The 17,350-nt window shown below is 54.4% G+C and carries 15 protein-coding genes, 1 tRNA gene and 3 pseudogenes; 9 read left to right on the top strand and 10 right to left on the bottom strand.

Features of this window, described 5'->3' with window-relative positions; translation table 11 throughout:
- From K5D32_RS18585 to K5D32_RS18565, 5 genes and pseudogenes are all read left to right on the top strand, one after another.
- Positions 1-2,625 (top strand): DUF637 domain-containing protein (locus tag K5D32_RS18585; RefSeq protein ID WP_260407449.1); only part of this gene is annotated, 2,625 nt, incomplete at its 5' end.
- Positions 2,622-3,188, top strand: coding sequence for a hypothetical protein (locus K5D32_RS18580; RefSeq protein WP_260407448.1), 567 nt, complete (start codon positions 2,622-2,624; stop codon positions 3,186-3,188). The genes K5D32_RS18585 and K5D32_RS18580, both read left to right, overlap by 4 nt.
- A gap of 68 nt (positions 3,189-3,256) precedes the next feature.
- Positions 3,257-3,586: pseudogene (locus K5D32_RS18575) on the top strand (transposase); the annotation flags it as partial.
- Between the two features lie 560 nt (positions 3,587-4,146).
- Entirely contained in the window at positions 4,147-4,584 is a 438-nt protein-coding gene (locus K5D32_RS18570) for an SMI1/KNR4 family protein (RefSeq protein ID WP_221601381.1), read from the top strand.
- Between the two features lie 311 nt (positions 4,585-4,895).
- The gene (locus K5D32_RS18565; RefSeq protein ID WP_221601379.1) at positions 4,896-5,099 is read left to right on the top strand and encodes a hypothetical protein; all 204 of its coding nucleotides are present in this window, start codon (positions 4,896-4,898) and stop codon (positions 5,097-5,099) included.
- A gap of 227 nt (positions 5,100-5,326) precedes the next feature.
- On the opposite strand, the gene K5D32_RS18560 is transcribed toward K5D32_RS18565, so the two are convergent.
- Entirely contained in the window at positions 5,327-5,731 is a 405-nt protein-coding gene (locus K5D32_RS18560; protein ID WP_221601377.1) for a DUF4124 domain-containing protein, read from the bottom strand.
- A gap of 140 nt (positions 5,732-5,871) precedes the next feature.
- On the opposite strand from K5D32_RS18560, the gene K5D32_RS18555 reads away from it, so the two are divergent.
- On the top strand, positions 5,872-6,036 hold the full coding sequence (locus K5D32_RS18555) for a DUF6021 family protein (protein ID WP_201020498.1): 165 nt from the start codon (positions 5,872-5,874) through the stop codon (positions 6,034-6,036).
- Positions 6,037-6,051: 15 nt separating this feature from the next.
- Here K5D32_RS18555 and K5D32_RS18550 read toward each other — a convergent pair whose 3' ends face one another.
- From K5D32_RS18550 to K5D32_RS18525, 6 genes are all read right to left on the bottom strand, one after another.
- Positions 6,052-6,420, bottom strand: a complete 369-nt coding sequence (locus K5D32_RS18550) for a cytochrome c family protein (protein ID WP_221578429.1) — start codon at positions 6,418-6,420, stop codon at positions 6,052-6,054.
- Between the two features lie 86 nt (positions 6,421-6,506).
- A tRNA-Ser gene (locus K5D32_RS18545) sits at positions 6,507-6,596 on the bottom strand.
- A gap of 164 nt (positions 6,597-6,760) precedes the next feature.
- Positions 6,761-7,510 (bottom strand): 3-oxoacyl-ACP reductase family protein, encoded by a 750-nt coding sequence (locus tag K5D32_RS18540; protein WP_221601375.1) that lies wholly within the window; start codon positions 7,508-7,510, stop codon positions 6,761-6,763.
- 82 nt (positions 7,511-7,592) lie between these two features.
- On the bottom strand, positions 7,593-8,306 hold the full coding sequence (locus tag K5D32_RS18535) for a DUF3142 domain-containing protein (protein ID WP_221601373.1): 714 nt from the start codon (positions 8,304-8,306) through the stop codon (positions 7,593-7,595).
- Between the two features lie 6 nt (positions 8,307-8,312).
- Positions 8,313-10,487, bottom strand: coding sequence for an outer membrane assembly lipoprotein YfiO (locus tag K5D32_RS18530; RefSeq protein ID WP_221601371.1), 2,175 nt, complete (start codon positions 10,485-10,487; stop codon positions 8,313-8,315).
- 117 nt (positions 10,488-10,604) lie between these two features.
- Positions 10,605-11,144 carry a cytochrome b gene (locus K5D32_RS18525; RefSeq protein ID WP_221601369.1) on the bottom strand — a complete coding sequence of 180 codons (540 nt, stop codon included), beginning with the start codon at positions 11,142-11,144 and terminating at the stop codon, positions 10,605-10,607.
- Positions 11,145-11,428: 284 nt separating this feature from the next.
- On the opposite strand from K5D32_RS18525, the gene K5D32_RS18520 reads away from it, so the two are divergent.
- From K5D32_RS18520 to K5D32_RS18510, 3 genes are read left to right on the top strand one after another with little or no spacing between them, the layout of a single operon-like run.
- Positions 11,429-12,214: an endonuclease/exonuclease/phosphatase family protein gene (locus K5D32_RS18520; RefSeq protein WP_221578425.1), complete on the top strand. Its 786-nt coding sequence runs from the start codon at positions 11,429-11,431 to the stop codon at positions 12,212-12,214.
- Positions 12,211-13,473: a cardiolipin synthase ClsB gene (gene clsB, locus K5D32_RS18515; protein ID WP_221601367.1), complete on the top strand. Its 1,263-nt coding sequence runs from the start codon at positions 12,211-12,213 to the stop codon at positions 13,471-13,473. Before K5D32_RS18520 ends, clsB begins: the two co-directional genes overlap by 4 nt.
- Complete coding sequence (locus tag K5D32_RS18510; RefSeq protein ID WP_221578423.1) at positions 13,470-14,450, top strand: lysylphosphatidylglycerol synthase domain-containing protein; 981 nt, start codon at positions 13,470-13,472, stop codon at positions 14,448-14,450. The genes clsB and K5D32_RS18510 overlap by 4 nt, the downstream gene beginning before the upstream one ends.
- A gap of 91 nt (positions 14,451-14,541) precedes the next feature.
- Here K5D32_RS18510 and K5D32_RS26335 read toward each other — a convergent pair.
- The 3 genes and pseudogenes from K5D32_RS26335 to K5D32_RS18500 form a co-directional block, all read right to left on the bottom strand.
- A pseudogene (locus K5D32_RS26335) lies at positions 14,542-14,973 on the bottom strand (methyl-accepting chemotaxis protein); the annotation flags it as partial.
- A gap of 108 nt (positions 14,974-15,081) precedes the next feature.
- Positions 15,082-15,855: pseudogene (locus tag K5D32_RS26330) on the bottom strand (PAS domain-containing protein); the annotation flags it as partial.
- Between the two features lie 300 nt (positions 15,856-16,155).
- Positions 16,156-17,064 carry a MurR/RpiR family transcriptional regulator gene (locus K5D32_RS18500; RefSeq protein WP_025259402.1) on the bottom strand — a complete coding sequence of 303 codons (909 nt, stop codon included), beginning with the start codon at positions 17,062-17,064 and terminating at the stop codon, positions 16,156-16,158.
- Positions 17,065-17,350: the final 286 nt, after the last annotated feature.

Below are 17,350 nucleotides of genomic sequence, written 5' to 3'. Positions count from 1 at the left end.
GCCCTGAACGCCGGCCAGGACCTGGCCGTCATCTCCAGCCGAATCACCGCAGGCGAAAACGCCAACCTCTCGGCAGGCGAAAACCTCAGCATCCTGGCCGCGCAGGACAGTGACTACTACCTCTACGACAAGAAGAGCAAAGGCAGTTGGGGCAAAAAGAAAACCAAACGCGATGAAGTGACCGATATCCGCAATGTCGGCAGCGAAATCACATCCGGCGGCGACCTGACGCTGGAGAGCGGTGGCGACCAGTTGTACCAGGTGGCGAAGCTTACCAGTGGCAATGACCTGACCATTGACAGTGGTGGGGGCATCACCTTTGAGGGGGTGAAGGACCTGCATCAGGAGAGTCATACCAAGAGTAATAACGACGCCTTTTGGACCTCCTCCAAAGGTAAAGGTAGTACCGATGAAACCTTGCGTCAGACGCAGATGGTTGCCAAGGGCGAGATGACAATCAAAGCCGTTAATGGCTTGAAAATCGACATCAAGCAAGTCGACCAGCAAACCGTCACACAGGCCATTGATGCGATGGTCCAAGCTGACCCGCAACTGGCCTGGTTGAAAGAGGCTGAGAAGCGTGGAGACGTGGATTGGCGGCAGGTGAAGGAAATCCATGAGTCCTTCAAGTACAGCAACTCCGGGCTTGGTCCTGCTTCGCAGATCATCATTGCAATTGTAATGGCAGCAGTTGTGGGGCCTATGGCTATGGGAGCTGTCGGAGCTGCAACTGGAGGAGCAGTTGCTGCCGGAACCATGAGTGCAAGCACTGCCACGTTCCTGTCGGCTGGAGCCGGTGCTATTGCTGCTGGTGCTGCAACGAACGCGAGCGTTAGCTTTATCAATAATGGCGGAAACCTTGGTGCTGTATTCAAGGATGTTACCTCTTCCGACGCTATGAAGGGGTATTTGATCTCTGGTGTTACTGCTGGTCTGACGTCAGCCTATTTTGATGGATTGACCGGTACTCATTTTGATCAGGCCACGCAAAAGCTTGTTGGAGTACCGCTCGACACTTTGAAGGGCATAGGCCAGTTTGCGGGTAATCAGTTATTGCAGGCTGGTACTTCGACACTCTTGAGTAAAGCGTTAGGGGTGGAAAGTAGTGGTAGCGATGCGCTGAAAAACGCTCTGTTCAATACTTTGGCAGCAGCCAGTTTCAATGCGGTTGGTGATTACACCTACAATGTCTTTGAAACTGGAACTCCACCCAAGATCATCATTCACGCCATGGTCGGTGGTTTGCTATCCAAGGCAACAGGAGGCGATTTCAAGACTGGGGCTTTGGCTGCTGGAGCTAATGAAGCCTTGGTGGGGCATTTGAATACGTTGGTTAGCGGTAATGAGAGCTTGTTGAGTATGAGTTCTCAAATCGTTGGGGTATTGGCGGCTGCTTCGCAAAAGGATGCTGATGCCAGCTCGATCCAGAAGGGAGCCTGGATTGCGAACAACGCTACGCAATATAACCTTTTGAGTGACCACGCGAGACAGGTGCGTGACAACGCACGTGAGGCTTACCAAAATGAAGGGCGAGTAGAATCAGCTAAGAAGTTGGTGACGCTTGAGAATGCAGATCAGCGTAGCGACAATTTGCTGGAGGTTTACAGGACTAACCCAGACTCTTTGACTAGAGCTGATAGAGTAGAACTGGCAGCCTACATCCAAGTGTATGTTGCTCAACAGACTGCTATGTATGGTTCAGAGCAGGCACAAGCCAGTCTTGCCAACCTTCTGAGAAATGGCTCGACAATAAACGGTTACCCTTATGCTGGAACATCAGACGCTAAAATAGCTTACAGCGATGCCATTCGTGCCGAACTTAGTTTTGCGGAACAGTTTGGCTGGTCGCGTGACCAAAGCCAAAATGAGCAGATATACCACGATGCTAAAGGGCTATTGCTTAATAATAATCATATGCAAGGGTTGGCAAATATTGGCAATCCTGCTATATACGGCCTGTCTGGTTCGCTAGGAGCGACAATTCGTATCGCTGCTGCGGCTAACGGTGTGCTGCAAGCGAGCTATGGTGCACAACAGGCGATCAACGGGGATGCTTGGAACGCCGCAGGCAATATAGCTTTTGGTGCCTTGGGTGTTGTTGGAAGCTTAGGGATTCCGGGGGCGAAGCCCTCAGCTTTTACTGGTGCAGCAGAAGTGCCAGCTACTTCTGCAATTGCACGGGTAGGACTGCGGGAAGATCTTGCAGCGCAAGCCGGGATCCCTCGAAATATGGTCGAAGCTCCGGCAAATGTTTGGGGGAAATCAATTGATGATATCCAGCAGTCTTTCAAGATGGATGGTGCCAAGCTCACATATGTACCGCCGAAAACTGGAACATCTGGTAACGCACAGGTGTACAAAGTTGAGGGTGGCACAACAGGTATTAAAGAGATTCAATATAGTCCATCTACTGTTGATGCACCGGTTAAATCAGTGCATGTGGGTGAGTACTATAAAATCACATACGTTGATGGTAGTAAGGCGAAGGTTATTGATCCTGCGACCTACAGGCCTACATTTCAAGGGCCCTCTAAGCCTATTTATGATGCAAATACGACATACTTGAATCCGCAAGGTCAGAAAGTGAAATTCAACCCTGTCACCAATATATGGGTTTCCGAATGATGCCAATAGAAGATTTTTCTATAGTTTGGGATGCTTCAATTGTTCCTGGTGTATCACTTGCAGGAATACCGTTGAATGTTAGTGTTATTGATCTGGATGCTGTGCTTTCGAGATATTTGACTGATAAAAATTCTTTGCGATATAGGTTTGAAGGAGCTCCAGACCTTTGTTTGAGTGGATATGGTCTGGATGAGTACGGTAATGGCGGGTATTCTTTTTCAGTTTTTGATGATGAAATCGTCAGTGTGTTAAGAAAAGGAGTTCCTGCATTATCTGTTCTTATTCGTAGTGGGAGGGTGTTCGCGGTTAAGGTTTATGATTTTAGCTTTCCAGGTGAACCTGCGCATAAATTTGTTTACAAGGGGCTCTTGTCAGAGTGCATTGGCTTGGGAAGCCTTGTATCTGATATTTTGCCATTCTCTAGTTTAGAGTTTGATGAGGCCGAGGAGTGGTTTTATACCGAGCGTGCTTATGGTGCTCTTGAAATTACGGGGTGGGGGGTGGCTCTGGACGAGCAGCCGAATCAGCTTATTACAGCTATTTGTGTAGTTCAAGGATACTAGGCTCTGTACGAAATCCCTTGAAACATCGAAACGGGTAAAATCGCAGCCATCAAAGGCAGGAGACCCTGATGGCAAAGCGTTACGAACTCGATGATGCATCCTGGGAAATGATCGAAGATCTTATCGCCCAGGATCAGAAAACCGGACGGCCCCGAAGCAATGATCGCCTGATGCTCAACGGCGTACTTTGGGTGATGTACTCAGGGGCCGGCTGGCGCGATATGCCGGAGCGATTCGGCCCTTGGTCAACGGTCTATCAACGGTTTCGAGACTGGCGCAATAGAAGCACGTTTGACCAGATGCTCAAGCGCTTGCACATCAGGCTCAACGAGCAAGGGCTGATTGATCTGGATACCTGGATGATCGACTCCACCGCAGTGTGCGTAACTTGGGCCTCTTTATGTTTGATCACTCTCCCCTCAAATAAAATACGGGGGCGGTATTTCTGAATTTGAATAATGGATTTTTAAATTAAAAGAAATAAGTTTCTGTGTGAGCTTTCTGCTGTTTGTGTTAACGAAAACAGTTACTCTTTGGGCGAAGTTCTAGGTGGTGATTGTGTTTGTGTTGTCTCAGAGGGTGTTGGATGGAAAGTTTATTACGTTGAACGTGAAAAGCCTGTTGAACTTGCAGTGCTTGATAGTGAGGAGGAAGCGTAGGGTTTTGTATATGCGATTTTCTGCAAGTGGCTTGGTGTAAATACGGTTGTGTAGGGGCGTATGAGTAAAAATTTAAAGCTTTAATTTTTATGGGGTTCTCAATTTTTTAATCCTAATATGGGTTCATTCGAGCGTCAGGTTAAGGCCGCGGTGATGTCAGGAGAGACAGTCAGTTATAGGGCGATTCCAGTTTGCACAGCTTCCAATCCCATGCCGACGAGTGTTACGTTGACGGCTCGTGGTTCGGGAGGTTCTACTCTTGATTTGTCAATTCCGAATGTCAGTGGAGTTAAGTGAGAATGATGGATGAGCTAATTAATATTCTTCCGCCACCGTCGCGATATGGCCTCGACAGTGCCGCGTGGGTGAAATTTGAAACTGAAGAAAAACTGCGCGTGCCGCAAGATTTTAAGGAATTTATATCGATTTATGGTGGTGGTCAGATTGATGGTTTTTTGTGGGTTTTGAACCATTTTTCTGTTAATCGTAATTTGAGCTTTGAAAAAAGTAAGTACTTTCAAGAGGCTTATGCTTCCATGCGACAGGAGTTTCCATCTGACTACTTTAGGCCCGCTTATCCTGAACAGGGCTCTTTTCTTCCCTGGGCGGTAACGGACAACGGAGAGACTTTTGTCTGGCTGGTTGATGGGAATCCGGACTCATGGAAAGTTGCCATTCACAGTTCGGATCAGGGCGAGGAGGAAAGTTGTAGTTGTGGATGCGTAGATTTATTTTAAATATTCTTCGTAGAGATATGTCTTCACGTATTCTCCCCAGTCAATTCCCGCCCGCTAACCTAGAAAAACATGTCTTTAAGGCGACAGATTAAGCTCATGCGGAATCCCTTGGAACATCGAGGTGACGCTGACAACATATGAGGTATTATTAGCTGGGCAGAAATATCTAGGTCCTTAGTATAAAGAAATTGGTAAGCCTAGCTCTGGTGTTTTTCATAGCGTGAATGGCACTAGGGAGTTTCGAGGCGGCTCAGGGTCTCTATCAGGAATCCGTGCTCCAAGAGTGTCACATATAGATATTAGGAGTTGGTATGTCTTTGGTTAGAGAGGGGGTGGTTGTAGGTGGTGAGTATTCTGGTTGGAGTATTTTCATTGATGATGATCGTGAGGGTGAAACTGGTGGTTATTATTTATATCTAAAGAAAAATAATGTTCAGGGGGGCGATTATTGGTTTGAATTTGAGGGGGGGCTTCAGGTTCAATTAGCCGATTTTAGTGTTGATTGGAGTGATTGATTTATAAGCGTCATGAGCTAGATATGCATGTCAATGATACTGTGTTGTATGTCTTGCTTGTCGATTGTTAGAGAGATTGAAATTTTTATATTAATACAATGGCGATGGTCAAGCCGCCAGCGCCTGCCAGCCCTGTCTATGTGCCGCTCATTATTCCCCAGGTAAAACGCTAACAATCCATCAGATAAAAGGGACGATATAACTACATCCCTTTTATCGATCCCCGCTCATTTCCCCACCTTATTCGACGAATACCCACCCGACGGATCAAAGCACTGACTGTCATAGCGCGGGCTCTTGCACTGCGATACCGCAGTCGGTGGCGGTGGTCTGTCTCGCTGGTATTGCTTGTAGCTTTCTGTCTCGTAGACGGTGACTTTCGCCCGGCCGCTGACTTTCAGGTATTCGGTTGCTTTGAGGTTGACCTTGTGGGCGTGGTCTACGGGTTCGCCCTGGCGCAGCATTTTGGGCGGGCCTTGTCTTTGCAGGGAGCTGTTTACGTCGCCTTCAGCGCACGGGATGGATGCGAAGCTCACATGGCCTTCAGGTGAGGTGCATTTGAAGATTTCGCTGTGGGCAGTGCCGGTGAAGTTCAGCGCGGCGGCTGCCAGCGCCAGTGAAGGCCATTTCATGAAGTCTCTCCGTTGAGGGCGCAAGGCTAGCATTTGCAAAAGGTTGCGGCTACCGCTGGTCTGTTGTGTCGCACTCTTGTGATCTGAGGTTTTCTGACGTGCAGGTATCAGACTCAAACCGATCTGACTGGAGGTACGCAATGACAGGCGATAAATCGAAGGCTGGAAACTCAGACGACCCGGATTTCAACACGGAATCTCCCGATGCCGAGGATCCGCAAATGGACCCTGTGAAGCCTGCGAAGACGCCGGCGAAAGAGAAGGGCACCCAGGATGATTACCCGCCTTACAATCCGGAAAAGTAAGGGCTCGGCAGGAAGTTATTTATTTGCATCCAGATACTCCAGCAGGTCTTCCATGCGCTGGTCGTTACCCATCCACCAGAGTTTCATGCGGGTGCCGGGTACCATTTCGCTGGGGTCCTTGATGAAGGCGCTGAGCTTTTCGCGTGTCCAGACGATGCCGGAAGCCTGCATCTCGGGGGTGTACTTGTAGTCGGGGTATTGCGCGGCCTGGCGGTCGATGATGCCGTTGAGAGGCGGGCCGAATGCGCTGCGGGCCGAGGGGCCGATCTTGTGGCAGCCGGAGCAGAGTCGGGTAAAGACCGCCTTGCCTGCTTCTGCATCGCCAGCGGCCTGGGCGGTAGTCTGGAGCAGCAGGGCCAGTATCAGTAGCACGGTTTTTTTCATGTACGTCCCATGGGCATTTTTCAAACGCCGAAAACCACGAAGCCCCTGAGATTCTGTGAATTCAGGGGCTTCGCGTTTTTCTAATTTGGCGGTGAAGGAGAGATTCGAACTCTCGATACAATTTCTTGTATACACACTTTCCAGGCGTGCTCCTTAAGCCACTCGGACACTTCACCGTATCTCTTCAGACTGTTGTGTCTGCCGAGGCGCGCTAATGTATTCGAAACGTTTTCTGAACGCAAACTTTTTTTCAGAATTTTCATGCGCTTAAGCAAAAAGTGCAGCTTTGGGGGGGCGTTCCCGGCTTCCTTGCCGGGCTCGGGGCGTACTGTGGAGCGGATCAGGCGCTGAAGCCGCCGTCGATGGTCAGGCTCGCGCCAGTTATATAGCCCGTTTCTGGACCTGCGAGGTAGGCCACGAAACTGGCGATTTCTTCACTCTTGCCATAACGCGGGATGGCCATGAAACCCATCAGGCTTTCGGCGAACTCGCCATGGGCCGGGTTCATGTCGGTATCCACCGGGCCTGGCTGCACGTTATTGACGGTAATGCCCTGCGGGCCGAGGTCACGGGCCAGGCCTTTGGTCAGGCCGACCAGTGCCGATTTGCTCATGGCATAGGGTGCGCCGCCTGCGAAGGGCATGCGGTCGGCATTGGTGCTGCCGATATTGATGATGCGGCCACCTTCGTTCATATGGCGGGCAGCTTCCTGGGTGGCGATGAACACGCCGCGCACGTTGATAGCCAGGATTCTGTCGAAGTCTTCCAGGCTGAATTCATCCAGCGAGCCTACGGCCAGCACGCCCGCATTGTTGACCAGAATATCCAGGCCCCCGAAGGTTTCGGCGGTGGTCTGTACGGCATGCCGAATGGCGTTGGCATCAGCGCTGTCGGCACGGATGGCCAGTGCCTTGTTGCCGTTGGCATTGATGCTGTCCTGCAGGTCAAGTGCATTGACTTCGGAATTGACGTAAGTAAAGGCAACGGCCGCGCCTTCCTTGGCCAGGCGCCTGACAATGGCGGCACCGATACCGCGTGAGCCGCCCTGAACGAGTGCGACTTTACCGGCGAGGCTTGGGTGTTGAGTCATGATGTTCTCCTGAGCGAGTGCAACGTGGGAGTGGGATGTTTCAGCGTAGTCCCCCAACCCGGACCTTGCAGGAGTTGCCGCGCTACCGATTCTGCAAGAAAACCACATACCCCCTGAACCACTCGTTGTCCTGCAGATACCCGGGCGCTTGCCATTCGCCGCCCTGTATCAGGCCGATCTTGAAGGGCAGGCCTAGGCGGTTCATGCGGGGCAGGTAGGCGGCGTAGTCAGGGATGCTGTGGCGGCCCTGATAGGTTTGCACCACCACTTCGTCGATCACGCCTTTGAGGTCGCCGATGGTGCTGGCGTCGGCGTTGCTGCTCCAGTCCATGAGGCCGGTGATGCTCAGGCGGTATTCAGGTGGCAGACGGCGGCGCAGGTCGCGCAGGAAGTCGACGTATTCATTCAGGTAGCGGGTGCGGGCATCGAAATCGATCTGGATGCCGACCAGGGTATTGCCTGCCTGTCGCCAGCGTTCGACCTGGCCGAGCAACTGGCGGTAGACCGACTCGGGCCAGCGCAGGGTGTGAGCGCGATACACCACCCAGAGCTGTTCCTGAGGCAGTCGGGTAACGGGCATGCCCTGGGCGATGAAGTTGACCCGCTGCTGCGGGTCCCGGTGCGAGGTGCTGATCTGGCCTTGTAACACGTACAGCGTTCGGGCCTGCGCCAGCACCGGTTGCGAGTTGACGCCGCCCCATAACCAGAAGGCGTCGTAATCCGAGGCGTCCACCGCTGCCCAGGCATTCAGCGGACCCAGCAGCCAGAGCAGCGGCAGGCAACGCCAGACACTCATCGCAAGTTACCAGTAATACTGCAGCGATTTGCTCCAGCGGGTATCGGCGAACTCGCCTTTCAACTGTTTGAACCAGGCCTTGCGTACGGCGGGAGCGACATCCTTGCCGTTGCAACTGTTATAGCCCGAAGGTGCGTAGCAATTGATGGCGCGAAACAGCGCGTAAGCCTTGTCGTCACGGGCCGCCTTGGGGTTGGCGATGACCAGCTTGTAACCTTCGAGCCGGGAGAAGACCTCACCGGCAAATCCCGGTGCAGTGCCGCCCAGGCTGTCGGCGTGACGCTTCTGGTCAAGTGGCATGCTGTCCAGCTGGTTGCGCAGCATGAATTCGCCCAGGCAGTTGAGGCCTTGCGGGTTCTTGTTGTCAGCCTGCAAGACCGCGGCTGTCTGGGCAATGCTCGGGCAGGTGTAGCCGGACTGGGCCTTGTCGCCTTGCCAGTGGAAGAGGGCGAGTTCCGGTCCCTTTTCATACACATAGCCCAGGCTGTAACCCAGCTTCTCGTCGGGAAGCGTGGCAGGCAATCGCTTGAAGTCCTCGGCAAAATCGGCATAGCGGCTGCGCAGCAGGTCTTTGTAGAGCAGGACGAACAGCGCGGTGTTGCGTTCCGTGGCATCGGGGCCTTGAGTGGTTTGCTGACGCAGCAAGTCGGCATCGGCCACATGCCTGAGCAGGGTGTAGCGAACCTGTTGTGACTGAATCGGCGAGTCTGTCGCAAAGACCCGGGCCAGTTGTTCATCCCGTTCATAACTCATGGCCAGGGCCAGTTCCAGTTGCTCCCGTTGCAGTGGTTGCCTGGCCAGCGGCAACAGGTGTTCCCACAAGGCCTGGGCGGCTTTCCAGTCCTGTCGGGCTTGCAGTGCCAGGCCGCGCAGCATCTGCTGGCTGAAGCTCAAATAGTCGAGAGTGGCCGGTGGCTCATCTGGCAGCAGTGTCAGGGCTTTTGCCGGGTTGTCTTGGACATAGAAGGCAAATGCGGCCTGCAAGTATTCATACAGGGCAGGTTGTTCGGCAAAGATCGCTTTCTGCGCCTGCAGGTCGGCTTCGGTCAATTGAGGCGTCGACTTTTCCCGCATCCACATCAGGTCATTGATGGCCATCAGCAAGGGTGTCTGCACAGCTTGCCGGTTGACCGTCAGCAGCTTGGTATCCACCTCGCTGACCAGATCATCCAGAGAAACATTGCGCTGCGCATCGCTGGTTTGCGTCAGTTGCAGGGCGAAATCCCTGGCTAGCTTGTCGGCGTCATTGGCCAGCCAGTGAACGCGCCGCAACAAGCCTTGAGCCGAAGCGGTGTACTCGCCTTGAGGATAAACCTGCACATAACGCTCGAAACCGCTTTCGGCCCGTTGCAGCGCAGCCTTGTCCAGTTGCTCGGCAGAGCGTTCGCCGTATTCATTGAAGGCGTTTTGCTGAGCATCGTTCAGCGCGGTGCGTGCGCTCATGTACAGCGCGGTCTGTTTGAGCCAGGGCTGTGTGCTGTCGGCAAGGGCCGCAAAGCCTTTTGCCGCATCGGCGAAACGACCGCTGTAAAAGTCGCTGGCGGCTTGCAGATAAGTGGCGAACGCCTTGCCGGTGGCAGACTTCAGATCAGCGGGGAGCATGCTGGCCTGCTGGCTGGCGTCCCAGCCGCACACGGTCAGCAATTGCAGGCGGGCATAGGCCAGTGCGCGGCGCTCGGTGTCGCTCAGTTCGGGGCTGGCAATCAACTGCCCTATAAAGGCAGTGGCGCTTGCCTGGCCATTGCTGCGACAGCGACTGCCTTCTCCTTGCAGGAATGCATCGCCAGCGGTTTCGGTGACTTCGTGCTTGATGCCCAGTTTTTCCAGCAACGGGCTCAAGGCCGTATTGACAGGTTGCTCTGGAGATTCAGCTTCGTCCTGAGTTTTGATTGCCGCCAGACGATAAAGAGGAAAAGGCACCGGGCCATAACCCTGCGCCAGATCGTCGTTGTTCAGTGCATGGGGTTGTATCGCCAGCGCACCCTGATCGGCCAGCAACAGGCGCAGATTGACCTGGCTGTCGTTACCGGGACTGAGGAAAGCCAGGTTGCTACAGATGTCCAGACGCTCCTTGAGGATCGTCCAGTTCGGGTAGCAGGAATCATCGCCGCTGGCCTGGGCCTGAGTGCAGAAAACAGAGCCGACAGCAAGGGCCAGAGCAGTCAATAGCCGGGTGCGCATGGGGATGTCCTTGAGCCATGAGAATGAACACTGGCAATCATACAGACCAATACGCCGCTTTGTTTGCGGTCTTTTCGCGACTGAAGTCGGTCCTCCAGTCGCTCCCTCGCAGTCCGATCACAGCATCCGCTTGAGCGTATTGTCCTTGCGCACGAAGTGATGCCAGATCGCAGCCGCTGCATGCAGGCCGATCACGTAATAGAAGATCGAGGCCAGCAGCTTGTGCAGGTCCTCGAACCGTTCGGCTACACGCCCCGAAGTGGGGAAGGGCCAGGGAATCTGCAGTTCAGTCAGCGGAATCGGCAAGGCGCCTTTTTCAACCATGACCGTGAGCAGCCCGAGCACTGGCTGGGCGAACAGGAAGGCATACAGGGCATAGTGCGACACGGTCGCCGCAAGGCGCAGCGCGCCTTCCAGAGGCGGGGTAATCCCCGGCGGTCGATGGCGACGGCGTTCTGCCACGCGAAAGAAGGCCAGGGTCAATATCGCGATGCCGACCCAGAAGTGGCTTTGCACGACGAAGGTTCGGTATTCCGATCCCCTGCTGAACTGGGTACGGCTGAGAATCAAGGCATAAGCCAGCACAATCAGGATGGCCATGATCCAATGCAACCATCTGGCCCGACAGGTGTAGCGTGCAGACGACGGTAAATCCACGTTTTTGAACCTTGTCATGTTGATCTAAAGCCTGCTGTGCATCGCGCTTTGCATCGCTTTGAGTGAGGATAGCTTCAAAAGAGTGCTTCCTGACACTTTTGCAATTGTTACGTCATAAAGCAAACCTCATGCCTTGAAGCGTTCATGAGCCAGTGTGAAGCGTGCCGCCTGCGTGAAGTTCCAGCGTAGATGACCAGCGGCAAGGCGATCACGAGTTTGACAAGCGACGGAACCTGTACATCCCCAAGGCTTCATATGACTTGAATGTCGTGAAGGAGCGAGCCTTGACCAGTGCCAATCCCCCCTTGGGCAACATCACGCCGGTATCAGCGAACATTTCATTGAACGTGCTGACCATGAACATGCATATGGGTTTCGGCATCTTCAACCGTCGTTTCATTCTGCCGGAGCTGCGCGAGGCAGTACGGAGTGTGTCCGCCGATATCGTGTTCCTGCAGGAAGTCCATGGCGAGCACCAGAGTCATGCCCGGCGCATCAAGGACTGGCCGACGATTTCGCAGTATGAGTTTCTGGCCGACAGCATGTGGAAGGACTTTGCCTATGGGCGCAACGCGGTGTACCCGGAAGGGGATCACGGCAACGCGCTGCTGTCCAAGTACCCCATCGTCCAGCATGAAAACCTCGATATCTCCATTCACGGCACTGAAGAGCGCGGGTTATTGCACTGCATCCTCGAGGTCCCGCATTACGGGCATGTACATGCGGTCTGTGTGCATCTGGGGTTGTTCGAGAGCCACCGGCAACAACAGCTCAAGCTGCTGGCCGGGTTGATGGAGCGTTTGCCGGCCGGTGTGCCGGTGATTGTTGCCGGGGATTTCAACGATTGGCGTCAGCGCGCCGATGCGTTGTTGCAAGGCACCGGGCTGCATGAGGTCTTCGTCGAGCGTTTCGGCGCGCCGGCCAAGAGCTTTCCGGCCCGCTGGCCCCTGCTGAGGCTGGATCGGATTTACGTACGCAACGCGACCACCCACAAGCCCAGAGTGCTGTCCAACCGGCCCTGGTCCCATCTTTCCGATCATGCACCCTTGGCGGTGGAGGTAACGTTATGAGCAGCAATGCCAGGGAGCAGCAGGAGCAGTGGCGCGATGGTAATTGCGTGGAGCTGTTGATCAACGGCGAAGATTTCTTTTCCCGGGTCTTCGAGTGCATTCGTGCCGCCCGCAAGGAAGTGCTGGTCGAGACCTTCATCATTTTCGAGGACCGCATCGGCAAGGGTTTGCAGGAGGCTCTGATCGAGGCGGCGAACAATGGTGCGCGGGTCGTCGTCACAGTGGACGACTATGGCACTTCGGACCTGAGTTCCGGGTTCGTCAAAGCAATGATCGAGGCGGGTATCCAGATCCAGCTGTTCGATCCGCGCCCGCGTTTCATAGGGATGCGCACCAATCTGTTCCGGCGCTTGCATCGCAAGGTGGTGGTGATCGACGGTGAACTGGGTTTCATTGGCGGTATCAACTACAGCGTCGATCACATGACCGATACCGGGCTCACCGCCAAGCAGGACTATGCCGTGCTGGTCCGTGGCCCGATCCTCGCCGATATCCATCGCAGTGCGCTGCACATGCTCAACCCGACAGTGCGCGCAACGCTGAAGCAGATTCCCCTGAAACTGAAATACGCCGGCAGTGCCCGGATGATGCTGGCCGAACGCGACAACACCAATCACACCACCGATATTGAGGAGCAATACCTCAAAGCGATTCGGGGCGCGACCCAGCGAATCACCATCGCCAACGCCTACTTTTTCCCCAGCTATCGCTTCCTGCGCGAGCTGCGCAATGCGTCAAGACGCGGGGTGAAGGTCACGCTGATTCTGCAGGGGCAGCCCGACATGCCGTTCGTGCGGGTCTGTTCACGGCTGACGTATACCTACCTGCTGCGTGATGGCGTGGTGATTCACGAATACAAGCAACGGGCATTGCACGGCAAGGTCGCGCTGATCGATCGGGAGTGGTCCACCATCGGCTCCAGCAATCTGGACCCGCTCAGTCTGGCGCTGAATCTTGAGGCCAACCTGTTCATTCGTGACCAGGACCTCAACCAGCGCCTGCATGAGCATCTGTGCGAACTCGCTGCTGCACATAGCACCCAGATCAATCTCAAGGGCGCGGCCCGTGGTCAGTGGTGGCGTGCGCCGATGATTTTCCTGTGCTTCCACTTCCTGCGGCATTTTCCGGCCATCGCCGGGTTGTTTCCGGTTCACGGTATGCGCCTCAAGCCCATCAGGGCAGGGGATGTGATGCCCGAGGCGCGTGTCATCGAGCAGCAGGCTCATCAGGATTTACGAGACAGGGAGCAATCGTCATGACTCAGGTCGCCCAGGCATCAGCCGATAATGGCCACGGGACCCGCTGGAAGTGGGCCAAGCGTGGCTTGAACCTGTTTTTCTTCATCGCCGTGCCGGTGTTGCTGTTCATGCTGGTCAAGAACCTCGACTGGCAGGAAGTCAGCCATGCCTTGCAGTCCTACAAACTCAGTACCCTGAGTATTGCGGTACTGGTAGCGCTGGTCAGTTACCTGACGTATTGCGGGTTCGACATCCTGGCGCGTTATTACACGGGCCATAAGCTGTCGATACAGCAGATCGTACCGGTGACGTTCGTCTGCTACGCCTTCAACCTCAATCTGAGTTCCTGGGTGGGCGGGATTGCCTTGCGCTATCGCCTGTATTCCCGGCTTGGGCTGGATGTGCCGACCATTACCCGAATTCTGAGCTTCAGCCTGATCACCAACTGGCTGGGCTACATGTTGCTGGCGGGAGCCGTGTTCTCGATGGGCTTTCCAAAGCTGCCCAAGGCCTGGGAGGTCGGTACGACGTCCTTGCAACTGATCGGTGTGGCTCTGCTGGTGCTGTGCTTTTCCTACCTGCTGGCGTGTCGCTTTTCCAAACGGCGCTCCTGGAATCTGCGAGGGCAGGAAATCGTTCTGCCTTCCCTCGGGCAGGCGTTGATGCAGGCCGGTCTCGGGGCCTTGAACTGGTCGTTGATGGCGATGGTGATTTACACCCTGCTGCCGGATAACGCGTTCTATCCGGCGATATTGGGTGTGCTGTTGATCAGCAGTATTGCAGGTGTCATTACCCACATTCCGGCAGGTCTCGGGGTGCTGGAAACCGTGTTCATCACCTTGTTGGCCAATGAGTTTTCCAAAGGCAGCCTGCTGGCCGGACTGATCGGCTACCGGGCCATTTACTTCCTGTTGCCTCTGCTGATTGCTCTGCTGGTGTATGTGGTGCTGGAGAAAAAGGCCAAGAAGCTCAGCGCAAAGAATCAGAAACGCATGTGAAAAAGGAGCGAATTCATTCGCGACAGGCCCGTACATGCGATGAGATATACCGCATTCAGTGGCGTATCGCGGATAAATCCGCTCCTACAAATTACACGCCCTGGCGCGCAAACATTTTCACGGCATCGACCGCATGGCTGGTGCCTTCGCTGATCTGGACGATCACCGAGCCGGCCTGATCGGCCAGATCTACACCCTTGACGGCGTTGTTGCGGGTGTTCTCCATGCTGTCGATGGCCTGGCGGGTTTCGTTCTGGATCACGCCGATCATCTCCGATATTTCGGCCGTGGAGCGGCTGGTGCGTCCGGCCAGTTGGCGAACTTCATCGGCCACCACCGCAAAACCGCGACCCTGATCACCGGCACGAGCCGCTTCGATGGCCGCGTTCAGCGCCAGCAGGTTGGTCTGCTCCGCAATACTGCGAATGGTGTTGACGATGGTGGTGATCTGCTCCGAACGTTCGCCCAGTTGGGTAACGATGCGTGACGAATCCTCGATATTCACCGAGATCTGGCGCATTTCGGTCGCGGCCTGCTGAATCACTTGGGTGCCTTGTTCGGTGACTTTCCGGGTTTGTACCGAGATGTGATAGGCCTGGGCAGCACTGTCGGTATCGCGCTCATGTTTTTCGACTCGTGCAGTGATGTCCGAGGCGAATTTGATGATTTTCCACAGCTTCCCGTCCGTGTCGTATACGGGGTTGTAACTGGCTTCCAGCCACAGAGTCTGCCCATGGCGGTTGACACGTTTGAACTGGCCGCTGAAGAACTCGCCCTTGTTCAGGCGTTTCCAGAAGTCGGCATATTCGCTGCTGTTGGTGATTTCCGGCGGGCACAACAGCTTGTGGCTCTTGCCGATCAAGTCTTTTTCGCTGTAGCCCATCAGGTTCGTCAGGTTGCTGTTGGCACACAGGATCCGGCCTTCCAGATCGAACTCGATCACAGCCATGGCACGGTCAAGGGCCTGCAGCTTGTTTTTCGCTTCGCTGTCGGCCTGCACCTTGGCGGTGATGTCCAGCGCGTACTTGACGATTTTCACGGTCTTGCCCGACTCATCCTTGATCGGGTTATAACTGGCTTCAAGCCATACCGTCTCGCCATTGCCGGCTACACGACGGAAAGTCGAGGAGACAAACTCTCCGGCTCTCAGGCGATTCCACAACTGGCTGTATTCCGGACTGCGGGCGTATTCGGGCGGGCAGAATTTGCGGTGCTCCTTGCCCAGCACGTCTTCGCGACGGTAATGCATGGTTTTCAGGAAGTTGTCATTGACTGTCAGCACAACACCATTGAGATCGAACTCGATAATGGCCATCGAGCGATCAAGTGCTTTTAATAGCCAGGCTTGTTGGTCAATGGTCTGCTGGAGGGCAATTAATTCTTTTTTGTTTGAATTAAATAGCATGGCGGCGTGGCTCAGGAGGAAGTTGCAATGAGGGTTCCCGTCCTTCGGCCTGCGGTGCGTAGGGCACTCGTGCGTATCCTTCTGCGATGATGGCACTATAGGTGGCACTTCGGGCGTTTGTACAACGGATTATGAAAAAAACATCCAGATGATAATGATGTTCAACTTTGTAGCTAATACGAACATTGTTTTGTATTGGATCACTTGAAAGTTTTATTCAAATGAATGGTTTCATGGTTTTTTGACGCCAATCAAATAACCGGCAGCCTCCCTCTAAAGGCTGCGCCATGAAAGAGTGCCTCAGTCCTCGAACCCCGCCTGTTCATGAATTTCATCCACCTTCAATTCCAGGCGATAGGCCACGGCAATGAACAGTGCCTGGCACAGGCACAGTGTGGCGCTCAAGGAGCGGAAGGCGAACGAACTGCCTTCATTGACCAGCAGCACCGAATTGGCTCGTTTGGCCAATGGCGAAAGGTTGCTGTCGGTGATGATCAGGGTCTTGGCCTGATTGTGCTGGGCGATGCGCAGGCAATGCTGGGTTTCCTTGCCGTAGGGCGTGAAGCTGATGGCAATGACCAGGTCATTGGCCCGCACGCTGCGCATCTGTTCCCGATAACTGCCGCCAAGGCCCGAAATCAGGTGGATGCGCTTGTTGGTGTGTTGCAGGTTATAGACCAGATAATCGGCCACGGCGAAGGAGCGGCGCACGCCCACCACGTAGATATTGTCAGCGTTGACCACCAGGTCCACGGCTTTCTCGAATTCGTCGTCGTCCAGGTCCGCGCCCAGTCGCTCCAGGCCCGACAAGGTGGCATTCACGCATTCGCGAGCCAGATCGCCGCCGCGGGCTTTCTGGGACTTGTTGGCGATCATGTTGCGGATGCGTTGCTGGTAGTTCTGTACCGGCGTGGTCTTGTGGGTATAGGCCTCGCGGAACAGCGCCTGCATTTCACTGAAACCGCTGAAGCCGAAGCGCTGGGAAAAGCGCACGATGGCTGAAGGATGAACTTCGCATTCCCGGGCGATATCGCTGATGCGATCGACCATGATCCGGTCGCTCTGCTGGCTCATGTAGCTGGCGATACGCTTGAGCTGACGTGGCAGGCCGTCATATTCATTGGTGATCAGCCGCAGCAGGCCCTCGGCACTGGTCGGTGGCGTATCGAGGCCTGTGTCCGGCAGGGACGGCTGCTCGGTGCTGTTCATATCTCAATCCTTTTTGCTTGTTCTTTAGGGCGCCACACGCTGTACGAAAATGGTCGAGTGTCGTTGATCGCGCATTGATCTGGCCGCTTTCGTACATAGCCATGAACTATATCTCACCTGTCAGCCAAGTGTGACAGCACTCCTCGCATCGTCATTGGAAAAAATATTCTACTTGAAAAAATTATAGAATAATTATTGATTGATCCTGCGGGACGTTTTAGGCTCTGTCCTACCAAAAGCATTTTGCGCATCAATGGCGTGACATGCAGGCTGATAAAAATAACAG

Source organism: Pseudomonas cichorii, assembly GCF_019719005.1.
Classification (GTDB): Bacteria; Pseudomonadota; Gammaproteobacteria; order Pseudomonadales; family Pseudomonadaceae; genus Aquipseudomonas; species Aquipseudomonas cichorii_E.
This window is presented reverse-complemented; position numbering and strand designations above follow the sequence as displayed.

Coding starts and splice junctions, on each gene's coding strand:
- K5D32_RS18580 (WP_260407448.1), top strand. CDS start 2,622: ATGATGCCAATAGAAGATTTTTCTATAGTTTGGGATGCTTCAATTGTT.
- K5D32_RS18570 (WP_221601381.1), top strand. CDS start 4,147: ATGATGGATGAGCTAATTAATATTCTTCCGCCACCGTCGCGATATGGC.
- K5D32_RS18565 (WP_221601379.1), top strand. CDS start 4,896: ATGTCTTTGGTTAGAGAGGGGGTGGTTGTAGGTGGTGAGTATTCTGGT.
- K5D32_RS18560 (WP_221601377.1), bottom strand. CDS start 5,731: ATGAAATGGCCTTCACTGGCGCTGGCAGCCGCCGCGCTGAACTTCACC.
- K5D32_RS18555 (WP_201020498.1), top strand. CDS start 5,872: ATGACAGGCGATAAATCGAAGGCTGGAAACTCAGACGACCCGGATTTC.
- K5D32_RS18550 (WP_221578429.1), bottom strand. CDS start 6,420: ATGAAAAAAACCGTGCTACTGATACTGGCCCTGCTGCTCCAGACTACC.
- K5D32_RS18540 (WP_221601375.1), bottom strand. CDS start 7,510: ATGACTCAACACCCAAGCCTCGCCGGTAAAGTCGCACTCGTTCAGGGC.
- K5D32_RS18535 (WP_221601373.1), bottom strand. CDS start 8,306: ATGAGTGTCTGGCGTTGCCTGCCGCTGCTCTGGCTGCTGGGTCCGCTG.
- K5D32_RS18530 (WP_221601371.1), bottom strand. CDS start 10,487: ATGCGCACCCGGCTATTGACTGCTCTGGCCCTTGCTGTCGGCTCTGTT.
- clsB (WP_221601367.1), top strand. CDS start 12,211: ATGAGCAGCAATGCCAGGGAGCAGCAGGAGCAGTGGCGCGATGGTAAT.
- K5D32_RS18510 (WP_221578423.1), top strand. CDS start 13,470: ATGACTCAGGTCGCCCAGGCATCAGCCGATAATGGCCACGGGACCCGC.
- K5D32_RS18500 (WP_025259402.1), bottom strand. CDS start 17,064: ATGAACAGCACCGAGCAGCCGTCCCTGCCGGACACAGGCCTCGATACG.